Source organism: Nocardioides plantarum (assembly GCF_006346395.1).
Taxonomy (GTDB): Bacteria; Actinomycetota; Actinomycetes; order Propionibacteriales; family Nocardioidaceae; genus Nocardioides; species Nocardioides plantarum.
On sequence record NZ_VDMS01000005.1, the window covers coordinates 321239 to 341579 of the forward strand.

General features: G+C 73.3%; 21 protein-coding genes. 14 read left to right on the plus strand and 7 right to left on the minus strand.

Annotated elements, in window-relative coordinates:
• Positions 1–10 precede the first annotated feature (10 nt).
• From FJQ56_RS20170 to FJQ56_RS20185, 4 genes are all read left to right on the plus strand, one after another.
• The gene (locus FJQ56_RS20170; RefSeq protein WP_140011426.1) at positions 11–349 is read left to right on the plus strand and encodes a hypothetical protein; all 339 of its coding nucleotides are present in this window, start codon (positions 11–13) and stop codon (positions 347–349) included.
• A gap of 9 nt (positions 350–358) precedes the next feature.
• Complete coding sequence (locus tag FJQ56_RS20175) at positions 359–2083, plus strand: VanW family protein (RefSeq protein WP_140011427.1); 1725 nt, start codon at positions 359–361, stop codon at positions 2081–2083.
• 69 nt (positions 2084–2152) lie between these two features.
• On the plus strand, positions 2153–3007 hold the full coding sequence (locus FJQ56_RS20180; protein WP_140011428.1) for an esterase/lipase family protein: 855 nt from the start codon (positions 2153–2155) through the stop codon (positions 3005–3007).
• A 75-nt stretch (positions 3008–3082) separates the two neighbouring features.
• Entirely contained in the window at positions 3083–4009 is a 927-nt protein-coding gene (locus tag FJQ56_RS20185) for a cation diffusion facilitator family transporter (RefSeq protein ID WP_246084275.1), read from the plus strand.
• Positions 4010–4164: 155 nt separating this feature from the next.
• Here the strand turns inward: FJQ56_RS20185 and FJQ56_RS20190 are convergent, their stop codons facing one another.
• Positions 4165–5070, minus strand: a complete 906-nt coding sequence (locus tag FJQ56_RS20190; protein WP_140011429.1) for a GNAT family N-acetyltransferase — start codon at positions 5068–5070, stop codon at positions 4165–4167.
• Between the two features lie 61 nt (positions 5071–5131).
• Between FJQ56_RS20190 and fdxA the strand changes: the two genes are divergently transcribed.
• The 5 genes from fdxA to FJQ56_RS20215 are packed head-to-tail and all read left to right on the plus strand — an operon-like array spanning position 5132 to position 9164.
• A complete protein-coding gene (gene fdxA, locus FJQ56_RS20195; protein ID WP_140011430.1) occupies positions 5132–5458 on the plus strand; it encodes a ferredoxin in 327 nt (108 codons plus the stop codon).
• Entirely contained in the window at positions 5455–6597 is a 1143-nt protein-coding gene (gene dapC, locus FJQ56_RS20200; RefSeq protein WP_140011431.1) for a succinyldiaminopimelate transaminase, read from the plus strand. The genes fdxA and dapC overlap by 4 nt, the downstream gene beginning before the upstream one ends.
• Positions 6594–7421 carry a hypothetical protein gene (locus FJQ56_RS20205; protein ID WP_140011432.1) on the plus strand — a complete coding sequence of 276 codons (828 nt, stop codon included), beginning with the start codon at positions 6594–6596 and terminating at the stop codon, positions 7419–7421. Before dapC ends, FJQ56_RS20205 begins: the two co-directional genes overlap by 4 nt.
• 13 nt (positions 7422–7434) lie before the next feature.
• Positions 7435–8253, plus strand: a complete 819-nt coding sequence (locus tag FJQ56_RS20210; RefSeq protein WP_140011433.1) for a prephenate dehydratase — start codon at positions 7435–7437, stop codon at positions 8251–8253.
• Entirely contained in the window at positions 8250–9164 is a 915-nt protein-coding gene (locus FJQ56_RS20215; protein WP_170215484.1) for a prephenate dehydrogenase, read from the plus strand. The genes FJQ56_RS20210 and FJQ56_RS20215 overlap by 4 nt, the downstream gene beginning before the upstream one ends.
• 28 nt (positions 9165–9192) lie before the next feature.
• On the opposite strand, the gene FJQ56_RS20220 is transcribed toward FJQ56_RS20215, so the two are convergent.
• Genes FJQ56_RS20220 through dapD form a run of 3 tightly spaced genes read right to left on the minus strand, consistent with a single transcriptional unit; the run spans position 9193 to position 11658 of the window.
• Positions 9193–9663, minus strand: a complete 471-nt coding sequence (locus FJQ56_RS20220) for an SUKH-4 family immunity protein (protein ID WP_140011435.1) — start codon at positions 9661–9663, stop codon at positions 9193–9195.
• 27 nt (positions 9664–9690) lie between these two features.
• Entirely contained in the window at positions 9691–10653 is a 963-nt protein-coding gene (locus tag FJQ56_RS20225) for a VldE C-terminal domain-containing protein (RefSeq protein ID WP_140011436.1), read from the minus strand.
• A gap of 51 nt (positions 10654–10704) precedes the next feature.
• Positions 10705–11658, minus strand: coding sequence for a 2,3,4,5-tetrahydropyridine-2,6-dicarboxylate N-succinyltransferase (gene dapD, locus FJQ56_RS20230; protein WP_211351315.1), 954 nt, complete (start codon positions 11656–11658; stop codon positions 10705–10707).
• A gap of 68 nt (positions 11659–11726) precedes the next feature.
• Between dapD and FJQ56_RS20235 the strand changes: the two genes are divergently transcribed.
• Positions 11727–12698, plus strand: a complete 972-nt coding sequence (locus FJQ56_RS20235; protein WP_140011437.1) for a hypothetical protein — start codon at positions 11727–11729, stop codon at positions 12696–12698.
• A gap of 28 nt (positions 12699–12726) precedes the next feature.
• On the opposite strand, the gene FJQ56_RS20240 is transcribed toward FJQ56_RS20235, so the two are convergent.
• The gene (locus tag FJQ56_RS20240; RefSeq protein WP_246084277.1) at positions 12727–13284 is read right to left on the minus strand and encodes a DinB family protein; all 558 of its coding nucleotides are present in this window, start codon (positions 13282–13284) and stop codon (positions 12727–12729) included.
• Positions 13285–13343: 59 nt separating this feature from the next.
• Between FJQ56_RS20240 and FJQ56_RS20245 the strand changes: the two genes are divergently transcribed.
• Positions 13344–13688, plus strand: a complete 345-nt coding sequence (locus FJQ56_RS20245; protein ID WP_140011438.1) for a DNA polymerase ligase N-terminal domain-containing protein — start codon at positions 13344–13346, stop codon at positions 13686–13688.
• 26 nt (positions 13689–13714) lie between these two features.
• Here FJQ56_RS20245 and FJQ56_RS20250 read toward each other — a convergent pair whose 3' ends face one another.
• Complete coding sequence (locus tag FJQ56_RS20250; RefSeq protein ID WP_140011439.1) at positions 13715–14371, minus strand: PepSY domain-containing protein; 657 nt, start codon at positions 14369–14371, stop codon at positions 13715–13717.
• A 358-nt stretch (positions 14372–14729) separates the two neighbouring features.
• On the opposite strand from FJQ56_RS20250, the gene ileS reads away from it, so the two are divergent.
• From ileS to FJQ56_RS20265, 3 genes are all read left to right on the plus strand, one after another.
• Positions 14730–18032, plus strand: a complete 3303-nt coding sequence (gene ileS / locus FJQ56_RS20255; protein ID WP_140011440.1) for an isoleucine--tRNA ligase — start codon at positions 14730–14732, stop codon at positions 18030–18032.
• A 336-nt stretch (positions 18033–18368) separates the two neighbouring features.
• Positions 18369–18767, plus strand: a complete 399-nt coding sequence (locus FJQ56_RS20260; protein ID WP_140011441.1) for a hypothetical protein — start codon at positions 18369–18371, stop codon at positions 18765–18767.
• 99 nt (positions 18768–18866) lie between these two features.
• Positions 18867–19544, plus strand: coding sequence for a VOC family protein (locus tag FJQ56_RS20265; RefSeq protein WP_140011442.1), 678 nt, complete (start codon positions 18867–18869; stop codon positions 19542–19544).
• A 10-nt stretch (positions 19545–19554) separates the two neighbouring features.
• Here the strand turns inward: FJQ56_RS20265 and FJQ56_RS20270 are convergent, their stop codons facing one another.
• Positions 19555–20280 carry a GNAT family N-acetyltransferase gene (locus FJQ56_RS20270; protein WP_211351279.1) on the minus strand — a complete coding sequence of 242 codons (726 nt, stop codon included), beginning with the start codon at positions 20278–20280 and terminating at the stop codon, positions 19555–19557.
• Between the last annotated feature and the right edge of the window lie 61 nt (positions 20281–20341).

Genomic DNA, 20341 nt, shown 5'->3' on the forward strand with positions numbered 1-20341 from the left:
CCTCCGCCTCGTGCGGGCGCTGGCCCTCGTGGTGCTGGGGGTCGCGGTCGGCGCCCTCGCGATCCTCGTCCACGACCGGCCCGTCGGCCTCGCGCTGGGCCTGGTGACCTCCGCGGCCACCGCCTGGGCGCTGCCGGGCGGGTGGTCGCTGCGGTTCTCGTTCGCCGCCGGCTGGGTGGCGGTCCTGGGCTACGTCCTGGTGCCCCGCGCCGGGGGCGGCTACCTGGTCGGGTCCGACACCCCCGGCTACCTGCTGCTCGGCTTCGGGCTGGCCCTGATGCTGTTCGGGATCGTCACCGTGCGACCCCTGCGCCCGCCCACCGACCCGGGGGACCCCGCCGCTCCCTAGACTGACTCGGTGAAGAACCGCGACGAACGCCACGAGCGCGCCGGCGGCCGGACGGTCCTCGTGGTCGTGCTGGTCCTGGCCCTGCTCGCCGGTGGCGGGTACGCCGCCGCCTACGGTCTCGCCGGCGACAAGCTGCCGCGGGGCGCGTCCGTGGCCGGTGTCGACCTCGGCGGGCTCACCCAGGCCGAGGCCGAGGCCACGCTGCGCTCCGACCTGCCCGCCGCACTGTCCAGTCCGATCCGGGTCACCGTCGACGGGTCCAGCGACGGCCGCAGCGTCGAGGTCGACCCGGCCGAGGCCGGTCTCGAGATCGACTACCCCGCGTCCGTGGCCGCGGCCGGCGAGCAGCGGTCCTGGAGCCCGGGTGCCCTGTGGGAGCACTACACCGGCGGCGACGACGTCGACCCCGTCGTCACGGTCGACGACGCCGCCCTCGAGGCCGCGCTCGCCGACCTCGGTGACGGGCTCGGCACCGAGCCCGTCGACGGCCGGGTCCGCTTCAGCGCCGGCCGCGTCGCCGTGACCGACCCCGAGCCCGGCCGCGGGATCGATCCCGCCGGGGCCCGCGAGGCCCTCGTGGCGTCGTACCTCGACGGCAAGCCGGCCCGGCTCGCCGTGGCCACCCTCGCGCCCGACATCGACGACGCCGACGTCGCCGAGGCCGTCGACACGTTCGCGGACCCGGCCATGTCGGGCTCGGTCGAGCTGCGCATCGGCTCGGCGTCGGTCAAGCTCAGCCCGCGGCAGTACTCCCGGGCGCTGTCGATGAAGGCCGAGGACGGCAAGCTCGTGCCGGTCGTCGACGCCGACCGGCTCGTCCCGCTCGTCGAGCGCGCCACGTCGGGCAAGGGTGCGCCCGTCGACGCCCGGATCGAGATCCGTGACGGCAAGCCGCGCATCGTGGCGGCCAAGCCCGGGGTGACCTTCGAGTCCGACGCCGTCGTCACCGCCTTCCTCGCCGCGGTCGTCAAGCGGTCGGGCAAGCGGGTCGGCAAGGTCGAGGGCACCGTCGCCGAGCCCGACTTCACCACCGCCGACGCCAAGGCCCTGGGGGTCAAGGAGAAGGTCTCGGAGTTCACGACCTACTTCCCCTACGCCGAATACCGCAACGTCAACATCGGCCGGGGTGCCGAGATCATCGACGGCACGCTGCTCAAGCCCGGCGAGACGTTCTCGCTCAACGACATCGTGGGGGAGCGCACCGTCGAGAACGGCTTCACCGAGGGCACGATCATCAGCAACGGCCTCTTCGTCAAGGACCTCGGCGGCGGGGTCTCGCAGGTCGCGACGACGACGTTCAACGCCATGTTCTACGCGGGTCTCGAGGACATCGAGCACAAGCCGCACTCGGTCTACATCGACCGCTACCCCGTGGGTCGTGAGGCGACGGTCGCCTTCGGCGCGGTCGACCTGCGCTTCCGCAACGACACCGACCACGGCGTGCTGATCCACACCGTGTTCACGCCGTCGACGCCGTCCTCACGGGGCGTGCTCACCGTGCAGATGTTCTCGACGAAGACCTGGGACATCACCGAGGTGACCTCCGACCGCTACGCCTTCACCTCGCCCAAGACGCAGACCCTCACCACCGACAACTGCGTGCCCAACAGCGGCTACGGCGGCTTCCAGGTCGACGTGACGCGCATCTTCAAGCGTCCCGGGTCCGACGAGGTCGTCAAGCGCGAGAAGTTCCACACCGACTACATCGCCTCCGACACGGTCATCTGCAAGTAGCGCGGGCGGTGTCCCCGCCGGTCGGCGAACGCTTGTACTCCGTACTCGCCGGTAGGTACTGTCCGTGACATGCGCCACACTCTCGGATCCCTGCTCGCTGCCGTCCTGATCGCCGCGGGGCTGGCGACCACCGCGACCCCCGCTCTCGCGGCCCCGTCCGTCGCGTCCGGCGTGCCCACGCTGCCGACGTCGCCCCTCGGCGACCCCCCGGGAGCCAACGGCTGGTCGTGCCGGCCGACCGCCGCACGCCCGACGCCGGTGATCCTGGTCCACGGCACCCTCGGCGACCGGGCCAACCTGCTGCAGCGGCTGTCGGCCGGCATCAAGGCGGCCGGGTTCTGCGTCTACTCCCTCGACTACGGCAACCGTGGTCTCAACGACATCCCCGCCTCGGCCGCGGAGCTCAAGACCTTCACCGAGCGGGTGCTGAGCGCCACCGGGGCCAGCAAGGTCTCGATGGTGGGCCACTCCCAGGGCGGGATGATGCCGCGCTACTACATCAAGTTCCTCGGCGGCGACCGGGTCGTCGACGACCTCGTCGGGCTCTCGCCCTCCAACCACGGCACCGCGATCACCGCCGGCACCAACCCGTTCACCCGGCTGGTCGGCTACGCCTGCACCTCGTGCGTCCAGCAGGGTGCCGGCTCGTCGTTCCTGACCCGCCTCAACGCAGGCGACGAGACACCCGGCCCGGTGAGCTACACCCAGGTGACCACGCGCTACGACGAGGTCGTCGTGCCCTACACCTCCGCCTACCTGGCCGCCGGCCCGCGCACCACCAACATCACCCTGCAGGACACGTGCCCGCTCGAGCTGACCGAGCACCTCCTCATCCCGCTGGCCACGCCCTCGCTGTCGATCGCGCTCGACGCCCTCACCCACGACGGCCCGGCGCGCGCGACGTTCCGGCCGCGCTGCGTGTGACCCACCCGGCGACCCACCCGGTGACCCACCCGTGGGGGGCCATCGCGATCGCGTGAGGATGCGTAGCCTCGGACGGTGCTGACCGTCGTCGTGGCCCTGGTGGCCAACACCCTGCTGGCGCTGGCCAAGTCGGTCGCGGCCGTGCTCACGGGCTCGGCGGCGATGGTCGCCGAGGCCGCGCACTCGTGGGCCGACACCGGCAACGAGGTGTTCCTCCTGGTCGCCGAGCGCCGCGGCGCCCGGCCCCGCGACGCCGAGCACCCCCGCGGCTACGGGCGCGCGACCTACACGTGGTCGCTGGTGGCGGCCTTCGGGCTGTTCTCCGCCGGCGCGGTGGTGTCGGTGTGGCACGGCGTCACCGAGCTCTCCGCGGAGGCCGGCGAGGAGAGCTTCACGGTCAACTACGTCGTGCTCGCGATCGCCTTCGTCCTCGAGGGCACCTCGTTCCTGCAGGCGACCCGCCAGGTGCACGGCGCCGCGGGGCGCATCGGCCTGCACCCGCTGCGCTACGTCTCCCGCACCTCCGACCCGACCCTGCGCGCGGTGTTCTTCGAGGACCTGTCCGCGCTCATCGGCATCCTGCTCGCCGCCGCGGGCATCGGCCTGCACCAGGCCACCGGCGACCCCGTCTGGGACGCCGCCGCCTCGATCGCCATCGGCGTGCTGCTCGGCGTCGTGGCGGTGTTCCTGATGCGGCGCAACATGGAGTACCTCGTCGGCACCGGCACCAGTCCCGAGCTGCGCGACCGGGTGCTGGGGCTGCTGCTCGGGCACCGCGAGGTCGAGCGGGTCACCTACCTGCACCTCGAGTACGTCGGCCCGCGCCGGATGTTCGCCGTCGCCGCGGTCGACCTGATGGGCGACGACACCGAGGACCACCTGGCCGTCCGGCTGCGCCGCGTGGAGACCGCCATCGAGACCGACGACCTCATCGAGGACCTGGTCCTCACGCTCTCCCAGCCCGGCGACGCCGACCTGGCGCCCACGGCGGTCGAGGTGTGAGGGCCGCCAGACCCTGGTCCGCGCGTCGGTCGAGGTGCGAAGGCCGCTAGGCCTGAGCCTCGAGACCACCGCAGCCGACGTACCGGCTCGGGCACGACGTTGCGGTGGTCTCGAGGCTCGGCGCCGGGGCGCCTCGCACCTCGACCGACGTGGGGTCAGTCGACGTCCGGCGGCACCAGGTAGCGGTAGCGGTGGTGGGTGCGGAACCCCAGCCCGGCGTACAGCGCCAGGGCCGGCTCGTTGGCGGCCAGCACCTGCAGGAAGACTGTGGTCGCCCCCCGCTCGGCGCCCCACTCCACGAGCGCGTCGACGACGGCCAGTCCCAGGCCCCGGCGGCGATGGGTGGGAGCGACGACCAGGCCGCCGAGCCCGACCCAGTCGTCGTGGAAGCCGGCGTAGCCGGTGGCGTGCTCGCCGACCCGCACGCGCACCCAGTCGTCGTGCTCGTCGTACGTCGTCCCGGGGGCTGACCGGCCGCGCAGCGCCCGCGCGACCTGGGCCACCCCGGCGACCTGGAAGAGCGTGTCGGACTCCGTGCTCTCGGGCACCCAGCCCAGGTCGGTGAGCCGCCGGTCCTCCGGGGACCCGGTGAGCACGGCGGCGATCGGCCTCTCGTAGTGGGCCACGACCCGGTCCACGTCGTCGGCGAGCCCGGACGGCCCGAAGGCCAGCACGGAGTGGGCGCGCCGGGCCGTCGCGGTCGCCGAGTCGCGCAGCACCCACTCACCCACCGCGCCGGTGACGAGGTCGGGGAACAGGGCGAAGCCGTGCACCTGCGCGTCACGCGCCGGCACCCGGTCGCGCACCGATGCTCGCGGCGGCACCGGCTTGCCCGACACGACGTCGGCGAGCGGGATCGCCACCGCGTCACCCGACTCCGGACGCACGACGATCACCCCGCCGGCGTACGTCTCGCAGACGCCCAGCAGGTCGGTCAGGGCCGGTCCGCCGGTCGGCCCGGTCTCCCCGCGGACCAGGCGGCGTACGACGACCCGCTGACCCACGACGTGCGGGCCGAGCGAGTGGCTGCCCACAGAGTGGGGTTCCCGTGCCTCGGCCACCCCTCACACACTAGGCTGACCACGCTCTCGCACCGGTCTCAACCCCACTGGAGGAACCCCGATGACCTACGTCATCTCGCAGCCCTGCGTCGACCTCAAGGACCGTGCCTGCGTCGACGAGTGCCCCGTCGACTGCATCTACGAGGGCAAGCGGATGCTCTACATCCACCCCGACGAGTGCGTCGACTGCGGTGCCTGTGAGCCGGTCTGCCCGGTCGAGGCCATCTTCTACGAGGACGACGTCCCGGAGGAGTGGAAGGACTACTACACCGCCAACGTCGGTTTCTTCGAGACGCTCGGCTCGCCCGGCGGCGCCGCCAAGATGGGTGAGATCGACCTCGACCACCCGATCGTGGCCGCCCTGGAGCCGCAGGAGCACGACCACTGAGTCCAGGCCAGCCTGGCTGGCACGCCGGGGTCGCGGCGGTCCGTGAGCGGGCCGCCGGCTCGGGTCTGCCCGTCGTCGATCTGTCGGTCGGCGCGCCGGTCGACCCCACGCCCGAGGTGGTGCGCCGAGCGTTGGCCGAGCACGCCGACGCGCCCGGCTACCCGCTGACGATCGGCGTTCCCGGGCTCCGCGAGGCCTACGTCTCGTGGCTCGCCACGACCCACGGCGTCCGCGGGCTCGTCCCTGAGCAGACGCTGCCCACCGTCGGCAGCAAGGAGCTCATCGGCACGCTCCCGCTGCTGCTGCTCGGCTCCGACCCCACCGTGCGGCCGGGACCGGTGGCGATCCCGGCGCTGGCCTACCCGACGTACGCCGTCGGGGCGCGGCTCGCCGGACGCGACGTCGTCACGGTCGACGGGCTCGACGACCTGCGCGCGCTGCCCGTCGCCCCGGCGCTGCTGTGGCTCAACTCGCCCGCCAACCCCACCGGTCGGGTGCAGTCACCGGCCGAGCTCGCCGCGATCGTGGCCCACGCCCGCGAGCGCGGCACGATCGTGGTCTCCGACGAGTGCTACCTCGACCTGGGGTGGGAGGTCGAGGCCGCCACCGTCCTCCACGACGACGTGAGCGGCGGGTCGACGACCGGCCTGATCGCCGTCCACTCGCTGAGCAAGCGCTCCAACCTCGCGGGCTACCGCTGCGGCTTCGTCGCCGGCGACCACGCGCTGGTCGCCGGGCTGACCGCCGTACGCCGCGACCTCGGCCTGATCATGCCGGGGCCCCAGCAGGCCGCGTCGATCGCCGCCCTCGGCGACGAGATCCACGTCGTCGAGCAGCGGGCCCGCTACGGCGCCCGCCGCGACGTGCTGCGCGCCGCGCTGGTGGCCGGCGGCTTCCGGGTCGACCACAGCGAGGCCGGCCTCTACCTGTGGGCCACCCGCGGTGAGCCGAGCGGGGTCACCACCGGCTGGCTGGCCGACCGTGGCGTCGTCAGCGTCGACGGCCGGTCCTACGGCCCGACCGGCGAGCAGCACGTCCGCCTGGCCATCACCGCGACCGACGACGACGTCGCGACGGCGGCCGAGCGGATCACCGCGACCGGCCCTCCCACCACCGGCCCTGAGAGGATCGGCGCATGAGCCTCCTGCCGATCACCCGCTCGCTGGCGCACGCCAGCACCGACCCGCCGACCCTCGTGGCCCGGGTGCGCACGGCCCTGGGATGGAGCGGCAGCGACTTCCTGGTCGGGCTGGAGGGCTACGACGACCTGATGGCCACCCTCGACGTCGCCCACGACGTCGAGGGGCTGGTCCGCATCGGTGACCCGACGTCGCCGCCCCTGCGGCTGCTGCGGGCGATCAAGTCCCTCGACCCCGAGATCCGGCTGACCCGCGTCGCGACCGTCGTGTCGCCCTGGCGCTGGACCCGCCTGGGTGGCGGGGCCGGCGACGCCCAGGCCGTCGCGCTGCGCCAGCAGACCTACTCCGACGTCGTCGGGGCGATGGGTCGCGCGGGTGTCGCGTTCCGCGTCGTGCCCGACGACACCACGGCCGAGGACCTGCTCGCGGCCGGCCAGGACGCGGGCTCCGCCGTCGTCGACGTCGACGAGCTGCGGGGCGACGACATCCTCATCGTCGGGTTCCTGGAGCACCAGCCGTCGATCTCCTACGGGCTGCTGTCCCGCCCGGGCGCCGAGCCCGCCCCCGACGACGCGGTCGACGCGGCGTGGCTGACCATCACGCCCGAGCGCGAGTCGGCCGGCACGCTCATGGTCGCCCTGCAGCAGTTCAGCGACCTCGGCGTCGACCTCGACTTCCTGCACAGCGACCCGCAGGGGGCCGGCATCCACGACTTCCACGTCGGCTTCCGGGCCGGCGCCGACCGCCTGGTCGACCTGCAGGCCGCCCTGAGCGACGTCGGGTTCAGCAGTCGGGTGCTGGCGGCGTTCGCCCTCGACGGCTGAGGGCTCGTCGCGCATGGACGTCACCTACCTGGGCCCCTCGGGCACCTTCACCCACCAGGCCGTGGTCGCGCTGCGTCCCGACGCCGAGGCGGTGCCCGTCGCCGAGGCCGGTGAGGCCCTGGCCGCGGTCGAGCAGGGGCGGGCGTCGTACGCCGTCGTGCCCATCGACAACTCGGTCAACGGCGTCGTCGTCCCCACGCTCGACGGGCTGCTGGCCCGCCCGGGGCTCTCCATCGTCGACAGCGTGGTGCTGCCGATCTCGTTCGACGCCTTCACCCGCGACCCGACGGTCGCGCCCGAGGTGGTGGTCAGCCACCCGCACGGCCTGGCCCAGTGCCGCGGCTGGATCGAGGCGCAGGGCCTGGCGACCCGCGAGTCCTCCTCGACCGCGGCGGCCTGCCGCGACCTGGGGCCCGGCGAGCTCGGCATCGGGCCGCGCATCTGCGGCAGCCTCTACGACCTGCACACGGTCGCCGAGGCGGTCGAGGACAACACGGCCGCCTTCACCCAGTTCGCGCTGGTCTCGGCGAGCCGGCTCCCGGTGCGCGCCGACGGTGACGACGGCCTGCTGGTCAGCCTGGTGCCCGACGCCAACGTGCCCGGCATCCTGCGCCGGATGCTCGGCGTCCTCGAGGACCGCGGCGTCAACATGACCAACCTGGTCACCCGCCCGGTGCCGGCCACGCCCGGCATCTACGTGTTCCTGCTCTTCCTGTCGGGCTCGTTCACCGCCGACGACTTCGAGGAGATGTCGGCGCAGTGGCGCGCGCTGGGCACCAGCGCCCGCGCCGTCGGCCGGATCTCCCCGCTCCACGAGCTGGCCGCACGGTGACGTTCTCGCGTCCCGCCGTGGTCGGCGCCGGCCTGATCGGCGGCTCGGTGGCGCTGCGCCTGCGCGCCCAGGGGCTCGACGTCGTCGTGGTCGACCCCGACCCGGCGACCCTCGAGGCGGCCGCGGCCGCCGGCCTGCGCACGGCCGAGGTGGTGCCCGCCGACCGTGACGTCGTCGTGCTGGCGGCCCCGCTCCATGTCATCGTCCGGGCCCTCGCGGCGGTCGCCGCCGACGCCCCCGACGCGGTCATCGTCGACGTCGGCAGCGTCAAGGGCACCGTGCGCGACGCCGTCGTCGCCCAGGGCCTCGAGGCCCGCTGGGTCGGCGCGCACCCGATGGCCGGCACCGAGCTGTCCGGGTTCGCCCACGCCGACGCCGGCCTGCTGGTCGGTGCGTCGTGGGGCGTCACCCGCGGCGACGGCCCGGTCGCCGACGTCGTGCGGTGGCTGGTCGACGTCTTCGCCGCGACCGTCGTCGTGCTCGACGCCGACGCCCACGACCGGTCCGTGGCGCTGGTCAGCCACGCCCCCCACGTGCTCGCCAACGCCCTGCTCGAGGTCGTCGAGACCGCCGGCGACCCGGCTGCCGCCCAGCTGGCCGCCGGGTCGTTCCGCGACGGCACCCGGGTCGCGGGCCGCGACCCGCTGCGCACCCGCAACATGCTCGCCGACAACGCGGCCGCGCTGGGCCCGGTCCTCGACGACCTCGTCGCGCTGCTGCAGCGCTACCGCCGCGACCTCGACGACCCGGTCGCGCTCGCCGAGCGGCTGGCGCGGGTCACGACCGCCGCCGACGTCGTACGACGCCCCGAGCCGGCGTGGCAGGCTGCCGCCGACCTCGACGCGGCCCTGGCCGCGCCGGGTGTCCTGCTCGTCCGCGCGGGGCCCACCGGCCTCGAGACCTCGAGGTAGTCGCCCCGCCCCGCGGGCCGCCGCAGGCTCAGAGGCCGTAGCCGAGCTCCTCGGCGAGCACCGCCCAGAAGCTGTTGTCGTCGACCATGGCGTCGGGGTCGATCTCCCGCAGCCGGCGCTCGAGGCGCTCCCCGATCTCCTCCAGCTCGTCGACCGTCTCCTCGTCCTCCTCGCCGAGGTCGTCGGCCTCCTCGGACTCGGCCTCGGCCTCGAGCCGGTCGGCCTCCTCGAAGGCCGTCACCGCGGCGTGGACGCAACGCACGAACCGCTCGAGCGTGGTGTTGAGCAGGAACGCGTCGGCGCCCTCGGGCACCCCCTCCAGCCGGCCGGTCCCGCGGTCGAGCAGCACGTCCCACGAGTGGTCGCCCAGGCCGAGCACGGCGCGACCGTCGCGGTCGGCGTACGGCGGCTCCTGCCAGGTGCCCGGGTAGGCCTCCAGCGACTCGTCGAGCGGCAGGACGTCGGAGAGCGCGGTCACGATGTCGTCGTCGGAGAACACGGCGGGAGCCTAGTGAGTACGGCGGGGTCAGGCGAAGACGTCGACGTGCACGTGGTCGCGGTGCTCGAGGATCGCCCGGTCGCCCGCGCGCGACGGCGCGTCGTAGTCGCGCCAGGTCGCATCGCGTCCCGCGACCCAGATCCGGTCGTCGAAGATGACGGTGCGGATGTCGAGGCGCCGGGCGTGGGCGACGAGGTAGTGCGCCACGGCCCACCCGCGGTCGCGGTTGGCGCTGGTCACCGGCCGGAAGAACACGTCGACCGCGCGGCCGTCGTAGTGCGCCGAGCCCTCCACGTGCCCGGTGCTGACGCCGCCCGGGGCGAACCCGCCCATCGGCAGCCGCCCGAACCGCGCGCGCACGTCACGCCGTACGGCGTCCGCACGGTCGGTGAGCCCGGCGGCGGTCAGGTCGGGGGCGGCCGGGTCGACGTCGCCGTCGAGGTCGCACGCGAACGCCGCGGCGGACTGGCCGCTGAGCGCCGAGGCCAGCACCCGCGCGTCGCTCTCGTGGTCGGCGTAGGCGTCGGGGAAGCCGGAGCGCTGCACCCGCTGGGCGGCGACGGTGATCTCCATCGAGCGGTAGCCGTCGACCTTCTCGAGGGCGTCGTAGAACGCGTTGGCGGCGTAGACCGGGTCCTGGACCTCGTCCTTGCTGCCCCAGCCCTGCGACGGCCGCTGCTGGAACAGGCCCAGCGAGTCGCGATCGCCGTAGTCGATGTTGACCAGGTCGGACTCCTGGTAGGCCGTGGCGAGGGCGATCGAGACCGCCCGCGCCGGCAGCTTGCGCCGGGCCGCGACCGCGGCGATCGTGGCGGCGTTCTCGGCCTGCTCCACGCTCACCGTGACCTCCCGCCCGCCGACACTGGCCGTGCACCGCTCGTCCCCGCCCAGGAAGGGCACCTCGACGTCTCGTGCGAGCCCGACGGCCACACCGCCGACGACGAGCAGGGCCGCGACCGCGACGAGTGCCGGTGCTGCTCCCTTGCCCATGCCGACGAGTGTGCCGGGGGACTGGGTGCGGGGCTGCGCGGGGATGCCGGCTCAGCCGTTGGCGTGCAGCGCCTCGTTGAGGGCGATGCCGGTGCCCTTCCACGGCACGGCCTCGATCGTCCCCGACACGGAGTTGCGCCGGAACAGCACGTTGTCGAGCCCGGACAGCTCGAGCGCCTTGACCACGGCGGGCTTGTCGTCGCGGTCACGGATGGTGACCTTGGTGCCAGCGGTGACGTAGCAGCCGGCCTCGACCACGCAGTCGTCGCCGAGGGAGATGCCGATGCCGGCGTTGGCGCCGAGCAGGCAGCGCTCGCCGATCGAGATCACCTGGGTGCCGCCGCCGGACAGGGTGCCCATGATCGAGGCGCCACCTCCGACGTCGGAGCCGTCACCGACCACGACGCCGCCGGAGATGCGGCCCTCGACCATCGAGGCGCCCAGGGTGCCGGCGTTGAAGTTGACGAAGCCCTCGTGCATGACGGTGGTGCCCTCGGCCAGGTGGGCGCCGAGGCGGACCCGGTCGGCGTCGCCGATGCGCACACCGGACGGGACGACGTAGTCGACCATCCGCGGGAACTTGTCCACCCCGAAGACCGTGACGTGGGCGCCGGAGGCCCGCAGCCGGGCGCGGGTCAGCTCGAAGCCCGCGACGGCGCACGGTCCGGCGGAGGTCCACACGACGTTGGTGAGGAGGCCGAAGACGCCCTCGAGCGACAGGCCGTGCGGGCGGACCAGCCGGTGGGACAGCAGGTGCAGGCGCAGCCAGGCGTCCTCGGTGGAGGCCGGCGGCGCCGCGAGGTCGGCGATCTCGACCCGGCGCACCTCCCGGGTCACTCGGCGTACGTCGTCGGGCACCGCGAGTGCGTCGAGCCCCTCGGGCACGGGGCCGGCGTCGGCGGCCAGGAGCGGCTCGGGGAACCAGGCGTCCAGCACGACGCCGTCGGCGTCGAGGGTCACCAGGCCATGGCCGGCGGCGGGTCCGGGACGGGTGTCGCTGCTCAGGTCGCTCACGTCGGCACACTCTAGTGAGAGCCGGTTTCGGTGCTCGCTCGACCGGGGAGGGAGCCGGCATGTCCCGCGCCCTCCGCCTGCTGGCGACCAGCACCGCGCTCGTCGTCGCCGCCACGCTCGTCCCGCTCACGGCGGGCTCCGCCACCGCCGCCTCGACCAACACCGCCGCCACCGACACCGGCCGCTCGCCGCAGCCCGCCCCCGGCGCGGCGAGCGGCGTCGTCATCCGCGACACGGCGGTCTCGTCGACGGCGTTCGTGCCCGTGAGGCAGACCGCGGCGCGGACGACCTGGCCCGTCGGCGGCGGTCGTGCCGACCTGACGCAGCACACCGTCACGGCCACCGGTGCTGCGGCCCAGCAGCTGAGCAGCGCCAGGTTGCGCTTCTACCGTGCGCACGGCGGCGTCATGGAGGCCGCCGTCAAGCTCCGGGCCGCCCCCGACGCGTCGACGCCGGCCACGCTGCTGCTCGCCTTCGGCAAGGTCAACTCCACCGGCACGACCTGCATCTCCGCCGCCGGCAGCAACGTCGCCCTCACCTCCACCGACACCGACTCGCAGGACAACCCCGTCTACCGGGGCTCCTCGATCAGGGTGCGGCCGTTCCGGTTCCCCGCGGCCAAGTCCGCGGCCTGGAACTGCGCGTTCGTGCAGTCCGCGGCTGACGCCACCTTCACCCCGCCGCTGTACGACGACCTCGCCGGTCCGTCGGTCCTGTTCCGGCAGACCCCGATCCTGTCCATCCGGGTCAGCAACCGCCGGATCAGCTCGCGGTCCTTCACGACCGTCCCGATCGCCATCGCCAACAGCTCCGACACGGTGGCCACCGCGACCAACACCCGTCTCAAGGTCACCGCGACGGGCCTGTCCTACCGCTTCAACCCCGCTGTCGGGACGATCAAGCCGGGCTACCAGCGCAAGGGCTCGATCTCGCTGAAGTACACCTCGCGCTACACCGGCTACTTCGTGATCACCGTGCGCACCGGCGACTACGTCAAGAAGGTCAAGTACACGGTCACCCCGGTCCGCTGACCCCGGGGCGAGGGACGCGGTCGGGCGGCTACTGGCCCGTGCGCCCGTCGATGCACTCGCGGAGCAGGTCGGCGTGCCCGCAGTGGCGGGCGTACTCCTCGACCAGGTGCACCAGGACGTCGCGCGCCTCGAGCTCGCCGTCGGGGTGCGGGCACAGCCGGTCGAGGTCGACGTCGGCGTACAGCGCCTCGGCGTGGGCGACCTCGCGGCGCCACGAGGTCCACGCGTCCTCCACGACGGCCGGATCGCCGACCGCGCCGTCGAAGTCGAGGTCGGGCTCGGCCTCGGTGCGGTAGAGCCGGTCGAGCTCGGGCCGTCCCTCGACCACGCGCCGGGCCCACGAGTGCTCCACCTTGGCGAGGTGGCGCAGCAGCCCGAGCAACGACAGCGTCGAGGGCGGGACCGACCGGCGGGCCAGCTGCTCGGCGTCGAGGCCCTCGAGCTTCATCTCGAAGGTCAGCCGGTAGGCGCGCAGGTAGTCGAGCACCACGGACCGCTCGCCGCGCAGCACCGGGTCGCCGTCGTGCCTCGGGTCGACGTCGGGGTGGACCCACAGGCCGGGTGGGGGAGTCAGTGCGTCGGTCACGGCGCGACCCTCGCAGCGCTGCTGCCGCGCGGCAACCGGATTCGGGGACGATGGGAGGCATGGGCGACCCGGTCTTCGTGCTGCACGACCACCGCAAGCCGCGCCCTCACTTCGACCTGAGGCTCGAGGAGGGCGGGGTGCTGCATTCCTGGGCGGTGCCCAAGGGACTGCCGACCGACAGCGCCCACGACCGGCTCGCGGTGGCCGTCGCCGACCACGACCTCGACCACGCGACGTACGTCGACGAGCACAAGTCGATCGCCGACCACGGCACCTGGTCGCTGGTCGACCGCACCGACCGGCGGTTCGTGTTCGACCTGCACGGCCAGCAGGGCACGCGTCGCTACGCGCTGATCGACACCGGGCGGGACTGGCTCCTGCACCTGCTCAAGCAGCAGCCCTGAGCGGGGGGAGTGGCCCGCCCCGGCGCTCAGTCGTCGCGCTCGACGCGGACCACGTCGCCGGTCGCGGCGTCGACGACGACCGTCTGCTCGTCGGCGGTGTCCTCGCCCAGCTGGACGTCCCAGACCGCGCGGCCGTTGTCGAGGTCGAGGTCGACGCCGTCGATCGTGGTGGCGGGGACCTCGTCACGGGCCGTGGCCAGGGCGTCCTCGTAGGTCACCGTCGCGTCGGCCAGCAGCCGCCGGCGCTCGGCGGCGTCGGAGGTGTCGTCGGCGTCGTCGCGGTCGACGACCGGGCCGCGGGTCACCGAGGCCCCGTCGGCGCTGGTCGTGAGGTCCGACTCGGTGCCGTCGGACGCCACCACGGTGACGTCCCAGCCGCCGTTGTCGCGGTCGACGGTGAACACGGTGCCGTCGACGGCCCCGAGACCGGTGCGTGCGGCCGCGAGGAGCGCGTCGTCACCGGTGGCGCCCGACGCGGTCGAGGGCGCCGATGACGAGGGGGCGGACGAGGGCGCGGAGGACGGGGCGGACGAGGGAGCGGAGGACGGGCTCGTCGCGGCGGACGAGTCCGAGGTCGAGGCCGCCGGGGCGGCCCCGTCGTCGTCGGAGTCACCACCGCAGGCCACGAGGGCCAGGGCCAGCGGGGCGGTGACGAGGGCGAGCAGGGCGGGGCGGGGGTTCATCGGGGTCTCCGTGACGCTCGTGGGTGTCTCAGTACGCCGTCAGCGTGCGACCACGCCCCTCATGCCCGCGCCAAGCAATGGTCAAGGCGACGCTAAGGCCGCACGGGTCCGACCCGGATCTGATTGGTCCCCGAGCATCCGGTGCCCGTAGCCTGGGGGCCACAGGCGTCCGAGCCGTCATCAGCGGCGAGCCTTCCGGAAGAACGGGTACCGCACGCCGGCGGTGGCCTCACTAGAACCGGAGCCCCAACGAAGCGGTCCGTCGTGAGACGGGCAACCGAGGTGGTACCGCGGTCCCCGACGAGGGGGTCGTCCTCGTGAGACACGAGCTGACGACGTACCGACCGCAGGAGCCCCGATGACCTACCCCCGCAACGATCCCGACCGGCGCGTCCCGTCCAACCCGCGGTTCCCCGACATCGAGAAGCGGGTGCTCGAGTTCTGGCAGCAGGACGGCACCTTCCAGGCCAGCGTCGAGGCCCGCGAGGCCGGCGTCGACGGCAGCAACGAGTTCGTCTTCTACGACGGCCCGCCGTTCGCCAACGGCCTGCCCCACTACGGCCACCTGCTCACCGGCTACGTCAAGGACGTCGTCCCGCGCTACCAGACCATGCGCGGGCGCCGGGTCGAGCGCCGCTTCGGCTGGGACACCCACGGCCTGCCCGCCGAGCTCGAGGCGATGCGCCTGGCCGGCATCAAGACCACCGACGAGATCCTCGAGCTCGGCATCGAGCGGTTCAACGAGCTCTGTCGCGAGTCGGTGATGAAGTACACCGGCGAGTGGCGTGACTACGTCACCCGCCAGGCCCGCTGGGTCGACTTCGACAACGACTACCGCACCATGAACTCCGACTACATGGAGTCGGTCATCTGGGCGTTCAAGCAGCTGCACGACAAGGGCCTGATCTACGAGGGCTTCCGGGTGCTGCCCTACTGCTGGAACGACGAGACGCCGCTGTCCAACCACGAGCTGCGCATGGACGACGACGTCTACCAGAACCGGCAGGACCCCGCCGTCACCGTGGGGCTGCGGCTGACCAGCGGCCCGGCCGAGGGCGCGCTGGCGCTGGTGTGGACCACGACCCCGTGGACCCTGCCGTCCAACCTGGCGATCATGGTCGGCTCCGAGATCGACTACGTGGTCGTCGAGGCGCCGGTCCCCGGAACCGAGAGCACTGCTCGCTACCTGATCGCGGAGGCGCGCCTGGCGTCGTACGCGCGCGAGCTGGGGGTCTCGACAGGCTCGACCACCGACTTCTCGGTCGTGGCCCGCCACACCGGTGCCGACCTGGTCGGCAGCACCTACGTGCCGCCGTTCACCTACTACGCCGACCACGCCAACGCCTTCCGGGTCGTCGCGGCCGACGACGCGGTGACGACCACCGACGGTGTCGGCCTGGTGCACACCGCCGGCGCGTTCGGTGAGGTCGACAAGGAGGTCACCGACCGCGAGGGCATCGAGCCGGTGATGCCGGTGGGCAAGGACGGCAAGTTCACCCACCCCGTCGACGACTACGCCGGCCTGCTCGTCTTCGACGCCAACCTGCAGATCATCGACGATCTCAAGGCCGCGACCCGCGGTGAGGCCGCGGCCGCGGTCAGCCCCGGCACGGTGCTGCTGCGCCGCGAGACCTACGACCACTCCTACCCGCACTGCTGGCGCTGCCGCGAGCCCTTGATCTACAAGGGCGTCTCGTCGTGGTTCGTCGAGGTGACGGCGTTCAAGGACCGGATGGTCGAGCTCAACCAGCAGATCAACTGGGTCCCCGACCACATCCAGGACGGCCAGTTCGGCAAGTGGCTCGAGAACGCCCGCGACTGGTCGATCACCCGCAACCGCTTCTGGGGCAGTCCTGTGCCGGTCTGGGTGAGCGACGACGCGGCGTACCCCCGGGTCGACGTCTACGGCAGCTTCGCCGAGATCGAGCGCGACTTCGGGAGGGTGCCGACCAACCGCGACGGCGAGCCCGACCTGCACCGCCCCTACGTCGACGACCTGACCCGGCCCAACCCCGACGACCCGCGTCCTGAGGGGGAGCGCTCGACGATGCGCCGCGTCGCCGACGTGCTCGACGTGTGGTTCGACTCCGGGTCGATGCCCTACGCCCAGGTGCACTACCCGTTCGAGAACCAGGAGTGGTTCGACGGTGCGGACGGCGACGGGCACTTCCCCGCCGACTTCATCGTCGAGTACATCGGGCAGACCCGCGGCTGGTTCTACACGCTGCACATCCTGTCCTCGGGCATCTTCGACAAGCCGGCCTTCCAGAACTGCATCAGCCACGGCATCGTGCTCGGCTCCGACGGTCTGAAGATGTCGAAGTCGCTGCGCAACTACCCCGACGTCAGCGAGGTCTTCGACCGCGACGGCGCCGACGCGATGCGCTGGTTCCTGATGTCGAGCCCGATCCTGCGCGGCGGCAACCTCGTCGTGACCGAGCAGGGCATCCGCGACTCGGTGCGCCAGGTGATGATCCCGCTCTGGAACAGCTGGTACTTCCTGCAGCTCTACGCCAACGCCGCCGACGGCGGCCGAGGCGTCGAGGTGGCCGGGTCGAGCGACTCGTCGCACCCGCTCGACCGCTACGTGCTCGCCAAGGCCCGCCAGTACGTCGAGCAGGTCACCGTCGCCTTCGACGACTACGCCGTCGCCGAGGCCTGCGACGCCACCCGGTCGTTCCTCGACGTGCTGACCAACTGGTACATCCGGCGTTCGCGCGGTCGCTTCTTCGACGAGGACGCCGACGCCTTCGCCACCCTGCACACGGTGCTCGAGGTCGTCTGCCGCGTCACCGCGCCCCTGCTGCCGCTGACGACCGAGGAGGTCTGGCAGGGCCTGACCGGTGGCCGGTCCGTGCACCTGACCGACTGGCCGACCCTCGACGAGCTGCCCGCCGACGACGACCTGGTCGCCTCGATGGACCTCGTGCGCGAGGTCTGCTCGGCGGCGTCCGCGCTGCGCAAGGCGTCGTCGCTGCGCAACCGGCTGCCGCTGTCGACCCTGACGGTCGTCATCGCCGATCCCGAGTCCCTGCAGGGGTTCGGGTCCCTGGTCGACCTGGTGGCCGACGAGGTCAACGTCAAGGCGGTGCGCCTGCTCGCCGCCGACAGCGACGAGGCGGCGGCGTACGGCGTCGAGCAGAAGCTCACCGTCAACGCGCGGGCCGCGGGGCCGCGGCTGGGTCGTGAGGTCCAGGTCGCCATCAAGGGCTCCAAGTCCGGCAACTGGTCGGTGGCCGACGACGGCACCGTGACCGCGGGCGGGCTGGCGCTGGTCGAGGGGGAGTACGCGCTCGAGACCGTCGCGGGGTCGAGCGACCTCGACGCGGCCGTCGGCGTGCTGCCCGGCGGCGGGTTCGTGGTCCTCGACACCGCGGTCACCCCGGAGCTCGCCGCCGAGGGCCTGGCCCGCGACCTGGTGCGTGCGGTCCAGCAGGCCCGTCGCGACGCCGGTCTCGACGTGTCCGACCGGATCGCTCTGGTCGTGGGCGGCTCCGCGGCCGTGCTGGCCGCCGCCCGGGCCCACCAGGACCTGATCGCCGCCGAGACCCTGGCGACGTCGTACGCCGTGGGCGAGGACGGCCCTGCCAGCCTCGACGGCGCCGCCGCCGTCGACCTGGCCGACGGCGAGACCGCCACGATCGCCGTCACCAAGGCCTGACACCACGCTGACCCGTCGCCCATGGGCGACGGGTCAGCGTCGGATCCGCGGCCACCCGTCGCCCACGGGCGACGGGTCGGCGTCAGGCCGGTGCGGACCGAGGTGAGGTCGGCGGTCTCGAGCTGCAGGCTCTCGCCGGGCATCTCGGTGCAGCGCAGCGAGACGGGCTGGGCGGCGTCCGGGACGGTGATGACCTGCTGCAGCGTGAACTGGGCGTTCTCGCCGCTGGCACCGTTGCCGGCGAGGGTGAAGCGCGCCTCGGCCAGGACGACGCCGCCCTGCACCAGGCCGCAGCGGTTGGTGATCGAGGGCGCCGCGGCGACGAGGTTGTCGATCGTGCCGCTCGCGGTGACGAGCTGCGAGCCGGGCACCACGTTGACCGTGCGGACGGCGGGGCAGTCGGCCAGTCCCGTGTCGGAGCACGACGCGAGGGTGACGCCGCTGTCGGCGGAGGCCGCGACGACCGAGGTGCGCGACTGCGTGCGGACGTCGGCGAGGGTCAGGCTGCCGTTCTTGATGTCGATGCTGGTGATCGTGCTGTCCTTGATCTGGCTGCCGGTGATCAGCGGCGCGGCGGTGGCCGAGCCGACCACCGACAGCAGGACGACGGCCGCGGCCAGGACGAGGGCGGGGAGGAGGCGGACACTGCGGTTCATGACGTTCCTTCGGGGGAGGGGCTGCTCCGGTGCGGCCCGGTGTCTCCAGCGTCGGACCGGGTGGGGGGCCGGGGCATGAGGGATCGACCCCCAGATCGCAGGACAATCGCAGGACAGGGGGCCCTGGATACCCGGCTCACCACCCGAAGTCGTCCGCAACTCCTGCTTCACTGGCGCGATGAGCCTCGTGACCTGGCAGGACCTGTGCCTCGACGCCCTCGACGTGGACGCCCAGGCACGGTTCTGGTCGGCGGCGAGCGGGCTGAGCGTCGCCGACCCGGCTCCGCCGGCGCGCCTGGCCGGACCGACGCCGGGCCACACGTTGTGGGTCAACCCGGTCGACCGCCCCCACGTGGTCAAGAACCGCACCCACCTCGACATCGACTGCGGCTCGGTCGAGGAGCTCGTCGCGCTGGGCGCGCGGGTGCTCGCGCCGGCCGCGGAGACCGGGCTCGGCTGGACGGTGATGGCCGACCCGGAGGACAACGAGTTCTGCGCGTTCGTGCGCACTCCCGAGGCCCTGCCCGCCTACCGCCTGCACGGCATCGGGGTCGACTGCGTCGACCCCGCCGCCCAGGCCCGCTGGTGGGGCGACCTCTTCGGCGTCGACCCGGTCCACGAGGTCGACGGGGGTGACTGGTGGACCCTCGCCGGGGTCGCGGCCGACGACCGGATGACCCTCGACTTCAACACGGTGCCCGAGCCGCGGACCCAGCCCAACCGGCTGCACTGGGACGTCGTCGGACGCGTCGACGAGCTGCTCGCGCGCGGGGCGTCGTACGTCGGGGACCAGCCGGACTGGACCGTGCTCGCCGATCCCGAGGGCAACGAGTTCTGCGTGTTCCCGCCCGAGTGACGCGGTCGGCTCAGTCGTCGACGTCGACGACCTGCCACGTGGCCAGCGGCGCGAAACCCGCCGCGCGGGCCAGGGCCACGGACGGCGCGTTGTCGAGCTGGCAGCGGTACTGCGGCTCGTGGCCGGCGGCGAGGGCGCGGCCGCTCAGGGCCCGGACTGTCCGCCGGGCGAGCCCGCGGCCCTGGTGGTCGGGCAGGGTGAGCACGCCGACATCGGCCAGGGTCGTGCCGGCCCACGGGTAGGCGCTGGCGACCGAGACGAGCCGGTCGTCGACGAACGTGCCGACGACCAGCCAGTGGTCGAGCTCGACGAACGCCTCGTCGAGGTCGGCCGGCGGGGCCGCGGCGGTGAAGCCGGCGAACGCCGCCCCGTCGCCCTCGTCGCCCGCGTCGAGCTGGCGCGTGCCGGAGGGAGGACTCTCGTCGAGCAGCACCGCCTGCTCCTCGAGCGGGAGGTAGAGGAGGTGGTCGGGATCGTGCAGCGCGACCCCGGCCGCGCCGAGCGCCCGGCGTACGTCGTCGGGGTCGACGAGCGCACCGGCCACCAGGCCGGACTGCGTCGCGCGCTGGGGGGTCAGGCTCAGGCAGCCGCCACCGGTGACGAGCTCGAGCAGCATCACCGACCGGTTGTCGGGGAGCGTGTCGTCGACGACCACGCGCAGCCGGTCGTCGTGAGGGTCGCCGTGGACGTCGGCGGTGGCGGGGACCCAGTGGGTGAGGACGGCGGGGGAGAACACCCGCTGATCCTTGGTACGGAGCCGACCTCCACGCAACACGGTTTCGGGCGGGGGCTGCATG

Coding starts and splice junctions, on each gene's coding strand:
- FJQ56_RS20180 (WP_140011428.1), top strand. CDS start 2,153: ATGCGCCACACTCTCGGATCCCTGCTCGCTGCCGTCCTGATCGCCGCG.
- fdxA (WP_140011430.1), top strand. CDS start 5,132: ATGACCTACGTCATCTCGCAGCCCTGCGTCGACCTCAAGGACCGTGCC.
- FJQ56_RS20205 (WP_140011432.1), top strand. CDS start 6,594: ATGAGCCTCCTGCCGATCACCCGCTCGCTGGCGCACGCCAGCACCGAC.
- FJQ56_RS20210 (WP_140011433.1), top strand. CDS start 7,435: ATGGACGTCACCTACCTGGGCCCCTCGGGCACCTTCACCCACCAGGCC.
- FJQ56_RS20225 (WP_140011436.1), bottom strand. CDS start 10,653: ATGGGCAAGGGAGCAGCACCGGCACTCGTCGCGGTCGCGGCCCTGCTC.
- FJQ56_RS20235 (WP_140011437.1), top strand. CDS start 11,727: ATGTCCCGCGCCCTCCGCCTGCTGGCGACCAGCACCGCGCTCGTCGTC.
- FJQ56_RS20245 (WP_140011438.1), top strand. CDS start 13,344: ATGGGCGACCCGGTCTTCGTGCTGCACGACCACCGCAAGCCGCGCCCT.
- FJQ56_RS20250 (WP_140011439.1), bottom strand. CDS start 14,371: ATGAACCCCCGCCCCGCCCTGCTCGCCCTCGTCACCGCCCCGCTGGCC.
- ileS (WP_140011440.1), top strand. CDS start 14,730: ATGACCTACCCCCGCAACGATCCCGACCGGCGCGTCCCGTCCAACCCG.
- FJQ56_RS20265 (WP_140011442.1), top strand. CDS start 18,867: ATGAGCCTCGTGACCTGGCAGGACCTGTGCCTCGACGCCCTCGACGTG.